Raw genomic sequence first — 5,285 nt, forward strand, 5'->3', positions numbered from 1 at the left:
CTCCGGTTGATATTTCGTACACTCAAGTCGAAAAAATAATTTAATCTCAAAAAAAGGAAGCACAAATGGCAAAGAAAATTACGGGCTACATCAAGTTGCAAGTACAAGCCGGCGCTGCTAATCCAGCCCCTCCGGTTGGACCAGCACTCGGTCAACGTGGTGTTAACATCATGGAATTTTGTAAGGCGTTCAACGAGCGTACAAAAGATAAGGCAGGTTTTAAACTCCCTGTTGTTATTACGGTATATGCGGATAAAACGTTCTCATTCATCACAAAACAACCCCCTGCATCTGCTCTCATCATGAAAGCGGCTGGTCTTAAAAAAGGGACTGATAATCCGATGAAAAACAAAGTGGGTAAAATCACTAAAGCTCAATTGATGGAAATCGTTAAGCAAAAAATTCAAGATATGAATACAGATGATATCGATGCAGCTGCGGCAACAATCGCTGGTTCTGCTCGTTCTATGGGTGTTGATATCGTAGATTAATTTCTACACTACTCTTCGACCGCAAAGAGGCTAAACCTTGCGGCAGATTCTAAAATTGGAGAATTCAAATGGCTGGAAAACGCTACAAACAACTTAGTGAAAAAATTGATATGTCAAAAAGCTACTCTGTATCGGATGCTGCGGCGTTCGTAAAAGAGCTTAAATCTGCAAAATTTGACGAAACCGTTGAAATTGCATTAAACCTTGGTGTTGACCCTCGTCACGCTGACCAAATGATCCGTGGTGCTGTTGTGCTTCCTCACGGTACTGGGAAAGTGGTTCGTGTTGCCGTTTTCGCAAAAGGTGCAAAAGTAGACGAAGCTAAAAATGCAGGTGCTGATATTGTTGGTGCTGAAGATTTGGTTGAGCAAATCAAAGCAGGAAACATCAACTTCGATATCGTTGTTGCTGCACCTGATTGTATGGGTCTCGTTGGTCAAGTAGGACGTATCCTCGGGCCAAAAGGGATGATGCCGAATCCTAAAACAGGAACGGTTACAGCGGATATCGCAAAAGCGGTTAGCAACGTTAAAGGCGGACAAGTAAATTTCCGTGTTGACAAAAAAGGGAACATCCATGCCGGTATCGGTAAAGTGAGTTTCGACACCGATAAAATTGAAGAAAATATCAAAGCATTTGTCGGTGCTATCAACCGTGCAAAACCTTCTACTGCAAAAGGGCGCTACATCAAAAATGCAGCATTGTCATTGACAATGAGCCCTGCGATTAAATTCGAAACACAAGAATTATTAGATATCCGTTAAGGAAATCATTGACGGGGCTCTGTTCCGTCATACTTTATCTTATGGACTGAAGACAGTAGGGGGCTTAGGCCTTAATCAGAAATTCTCTGCCCCGCTTGAAGTTGTTATGTCTGGAAAGGAGAAACTATGAATAAATCACAGAAATCTGAGATCGTTAGTACTTTGACCAATGAGTTCAAATCTTCTGCAGCAGTTATTATGTGTGACTATCGTGGTTTGGCTGTGTCTGAACTCGAAGCACTTCGTAAAATTGCACGTGAAAAAGATTCAAAAGTTCAAGTTGTAAAAAATACACTTGCAACTATCGCTTTGAACAATGCAGAGATGAGCGGTATCGAAATTAAAGATACTAACATTTTTGTTTGGGGAGCTGATGCTATCGCTGCTTCTAAAACAGCGGTTGATTTCGCGAAAGCAAATGATAAATTTGTGATCCGAACAGCCTACATCGACGGCCAAGCTGCTGATGAGACTAAAGTTCGTGCATTTGCTACCCTTCCGGGACGCGAAGAGTTGCTTGGAATGTTGGCATCTGTATGGATGGGACCAGTTCGCAACTTTACGATCGGACTCGATGCGCTTAAGCGTAAAAAAGAAGAAGAAGCGGCGTAATTGCGGCTTTGAAAAATCGCTGATTTTATTATCGGCATAAAAAAATACTTATAGGAGAATTACTATGGCTGTTACAAAACAAGACGTTCTTGAGTTTATCTCAAACCTTTCTGTCCTCGAGCTTTCAGAGCTTGTAAAAGAATTCGAAGAAAAATTTGGAGTATCTGCTCAACCGGTAGCGGTTGCTGGTGCTGCTGTTGTTGCAGAAGCTGCTGAAGAAAAAACTGAATTCGACGTTATCTTGAAAGACGGTGGTGAGAAAAAAATCAACGTTATTAAAGTAGTACGTGCAATGACTGGCCTTGGTCTTAAAGAGGCTAAAGATGCAGTTGAAGGCGCTCCTACAACTATCAAAGAAGGTATCTCTAAACAAGATGCTGAAGCAGCTAAAAAAGAACTTGAAGAAGCTGGTGCTTCTGTCGAAATCAAATAATCATTTTGATATCGGAGGCTTAGGCCTCCGCCTCCCACAGGGCACTTTACGAAGCGGGTTTTTAACTCTTTCGTAAAGTGCCCATACGTCGTTATAGACTCAAGGACGCTTGAGTCATAGACTTTGCACTTATCCCTATGGGATCAAAAACTTCGATTGAGGTAGCCTATGTTAAACACTCTTCACTCCGGAAACCGCTTACGCGTAGATTTCGCGAAAACTCCCCAGCAAATTGAAGTACCGAATTTATTACAACTTCAACAAAGTTCTTACGAATCATTTTTGATGCTAGATCAAAAAGATCGTTCAAAAAGTGGAATTGAGCGTGTATTCCAATCGGTATTCCCGATTCATGATTCACAAAACCGTCTTTCTCTTGAATATCTTGGCTCTGAAGTAGGACGTCCAAAATATACTGTGCGTGAATGTATGGAACGAGGACTTACGTACTCAGTATCATTGCGTATGAAAACGCGTCTTATGATTTGGGACCGTGATGAAAACACCAAAGAAAAAACCGGTGTTAAAGATATTAAAGAACAAACCATATTTATCCGTGACATCCCATTGATGACTGAGCGTACATCGTTTGTTATCAACGGGGTAGAGCGTGTCGTTGTTAATCAGCTTCACCGCTCACCGGGGGTTATCTTCAAAGAAGAAGAATCAACCACTGCCGGAAGCAAAATGATCTTCACCGGTCAGATTATCCCTGACCGTGGTTCATGGCTCTATTTTGAGTATGATCCAAAAGATATCCTTTACATGCGTATCAATAAACGCCGTAAAGTACCGGTTACGATCATGTTCCGTGCTCTTGGATACAGCAAACAAGACATTCTAAAAATGTTCTACCCATTGCAAAAAATTCGTGTTGATGAGAACAAGTATTTAATGGATTTCGATCCTGAACAGTTTGCTGGGCGTCTTGGATACGATTTGGTTGATGCTGATGGCAAACTGCTTGTAGCGGCCGGCAAACGTCTCTCAGCTAAAAAAGCGGAAAAATTGATTTCTGAGGGTGTAACTGCAATCCAATACCCGATCGAAACCTTGATCGAGCGCCATTTGGCTGAACCGATTATCGATGCGCTAACCGGTGAAGTAATGTTCGACACAATGGCACAGCTTGATGAGACCAAACTCAAAAAGATGGTTGAAGCGGGAGTTAAAGAATTTATTATTGCAAATGACCTTGCAGAAGGACATGATAGCTCTATTATCAATGCGTTTGCAGCCGATACCGATTCTTTGAAATTGCTCCGTCAAACCGAGATTATCGAAGATGAAAACGATCTCGCAGCAATCCGTATTTACAAAGTAATGCGTCCCGGTGAACCGGTAACGAAAGAAGCGGCGAAAGTTTTCGTTAATCAACTTTTCTTTGATCCTGAGCGTTACGATCTAACACGCGTTGGTCGTATGAAAATGAACCACAAACTCGGGCTCAATGTTCCTGAGTATGTGACGGTTTTGACCAATGAAGATATCATTAATACCGTAAAGTACGTTATCAAAGTTAAAAACGGCCAAGGTCATATTGATGATCGTGACCATCTTGGTAATCGACGTATCCGTTCAATCGGTGAGTTGCTTGGAAACGAGTTACATAACGGTTTGATCAAGATGCAAAAAGCGATCAAAGATAAACTCTCAACGATGAGCGGACCGACCACTGAATTAATGCCTCATGATTTGATCAACTCAAAAATGATCACCTCTACCATCATGGAATTCTTTAGCGGCGGACAATTGTCACAGTTTATGGACCAAACGAATCCGTTATCGGAAGTTACCCATAAACGTCGTTTATCAGCACTCGGAGAAGGCGGTCTTGTCAAAGAGCGTGCCGGATTTGAAGTGCGTGACGTTCACCCGACCCATTATGGCCGTATCTGTCCGATTGAAACCCCAGAGGGACAAAACATCGGTTTGATCAATACGTTGGCAACCTATTCAAAAGTTAATGAGCACGGATTTATCGAAGCTCCGTACAATGTTGTTAAAGACGGTGTTGTGACAAGAGAAGTTGTTTATTTGACAGCAACGCAAGAAGAGGGGAAAATTATCGCTGCGGCATCTAGCCGAGTTGATGATAAAGGTAATTTCCTTGATGATTTGGTCGAAATTCGCCAAGACGGTGAAATTATCCTCAAATCTCCGCGTGAGTGTGAACTTCGCGACTTGACACCGCATATGGTTGTCGGTGTTGCGGCGAGCTTGATTCCGTTCCTTGAACACGATGACGCGAACCGCGCATTGATGGGATCGAACATGCAACGTCAAGCCGTGCCGTTGTTGCGCCCTGAAGCACCTATGGTCGGAACAGGGGTTGAAAAACTCGTTGCCCGCGATTCATGGGAGTGTGTAAAAGCAGAGCGAAGCGGTATCGTTGAGAAAGTCGACTCTAAACACATTTACGTTATGGGTGAAGATGAAGACGGAACGTTTATCGATTACTATCCGTTACAAAAAAATCTTCGTACCAACCAAAATACGACGTTCTTGCAAAAGCCGATCGTTAAACAAGGTCAATTGGTAAGTAAAGGTCAAATCATCGCAGATGGTCCGAACATGGATCAAGGTGAATTGGCACTCGGAATCAATGCTCTTGTTGCGTTCATGCCGTGGAACGGATACAACTTCGAGGATGCGATTGTTATGTCTGAGCGTATGATTCGTGAAGATGCATTCACCTCAGTTCATATTTATGAAAAAGAGGCGGAAGCACGCGAACTCAAGCACGGTGTTGAAGAGATTACCCGTGATATTCCAAACGTTCGTGATGATGAGCTTTCTCACCTGGATGACAGCGGTATCGTTAAAATCGGTACCTATGTCAAAGGTGGAATGATCCTTGTCGGTAAAGTTTCTCCAAAAGGTGAAGTAAAACCGACTCCTGAAGAGCGTTTATTACGTGCTATCTTCGGAGAAAAAGCGGGTCACGTTGTCAATAAATCACTCTACTGTACACCAAGTATGGAA

The 5,285-nt window shown here is 42.6% G+C and carries 5 protein-coding genes; all 5 read left to right on the plus strand.

Annotated elements, in window-relative coordinates; genetic code table 11:
- Window positions 1-65: 65 nt before the first annotated feature.
- Window positions 66-491: a 50S ribosomal protein L11 gene (gene rplK, locus A3G19_RS06445; RefSeq protein ID WP_015654570.1), complete on the plus strand. Its 426-nt coding sequence runs from the start codon at window positions 66-68 to the stop codon at window positions 489-491.
- Between the two features lie 68 nt (window positions 492-559).
- Entirely contained in the window at window positions 560-1,255 is a 696-nt protein-coding gene (gene rplA, locus A3G19_RS06450) for a 50S ribosomal protein L1 (protein ID WP_294871325.1), read from the plus strand.
- A 126-nt stretch (window positions 1,256-1,381) separates the two neighbouring features.
- Entirely contained in the window at window positions 1,382-1,867 is a 486-nt protein-coding gene (rplJ, locus tag A3G19_RS06455; RefSeq protein WP_294871328.1) for a 50S ribosomal protein L10, read from the plus strand.
- A gap of 64 nt (window positions 1,868-1,931) precedes the next feature.
- Window positions 1,932-2,300 (plus strand): 50S ribosomal protein L7/L12, encoded by a 369-nt coding sequence (rplL, locus tag A3G19_RS06460; protein ID WP_015654567.1) that lies wholly within the window; start codon window positions 1,932-1,934, stop codon window positions 2,298-2,300.
- Between the two features lie 168 nt (window positions 2,301-2,468).
- Window positions 2,469-5,285: DNA-directed RNA polymerase subunit beta (rpoB, locus tag A3G19_RS06465; RefSeq protein ID WP_294871331.1), on the plus strand; the 2,817-nt coding region annotated here is incomplete at its 3' end.

The organism is Sulfuricurvum sp. RIFCSPLOWO2_12_FULL_43_24 (genome assembly GCF_001829605.1).
Lineage (GTDB): Bacteria > Campylobacterota > Campylobacteria > Campylobacterales > Sulfurimonadaceae > Sulfuricurvum.

Coding starts and splice junctions, on each gene's coding strand:
- rplK (WP_015654570.1), top strand. CDS start 66: ATGGCAAAGAAAATTACGGGCTACATCAAGTTGCAAGTACAAGCCGGC.
- rplA (WP_294871325.1), top strand. CDS start 560: ATGGCTGGAAAACGCTACAAACAACTTAGTGAAAAAATTGATATGTCA.
- rplL (WP_015654567.1), top strand. CDS start 1,932: ATGGCTGTTACAAAACAAGACGTTCTTGAGTTTATCTCAAACCTTTCT.
- rplJ (WP_294871328.1), top strand. CDS start 1,382: ATGAATAAATCACAGAAATCTGAGATCGTTAGTACTTTGACCAATGAG.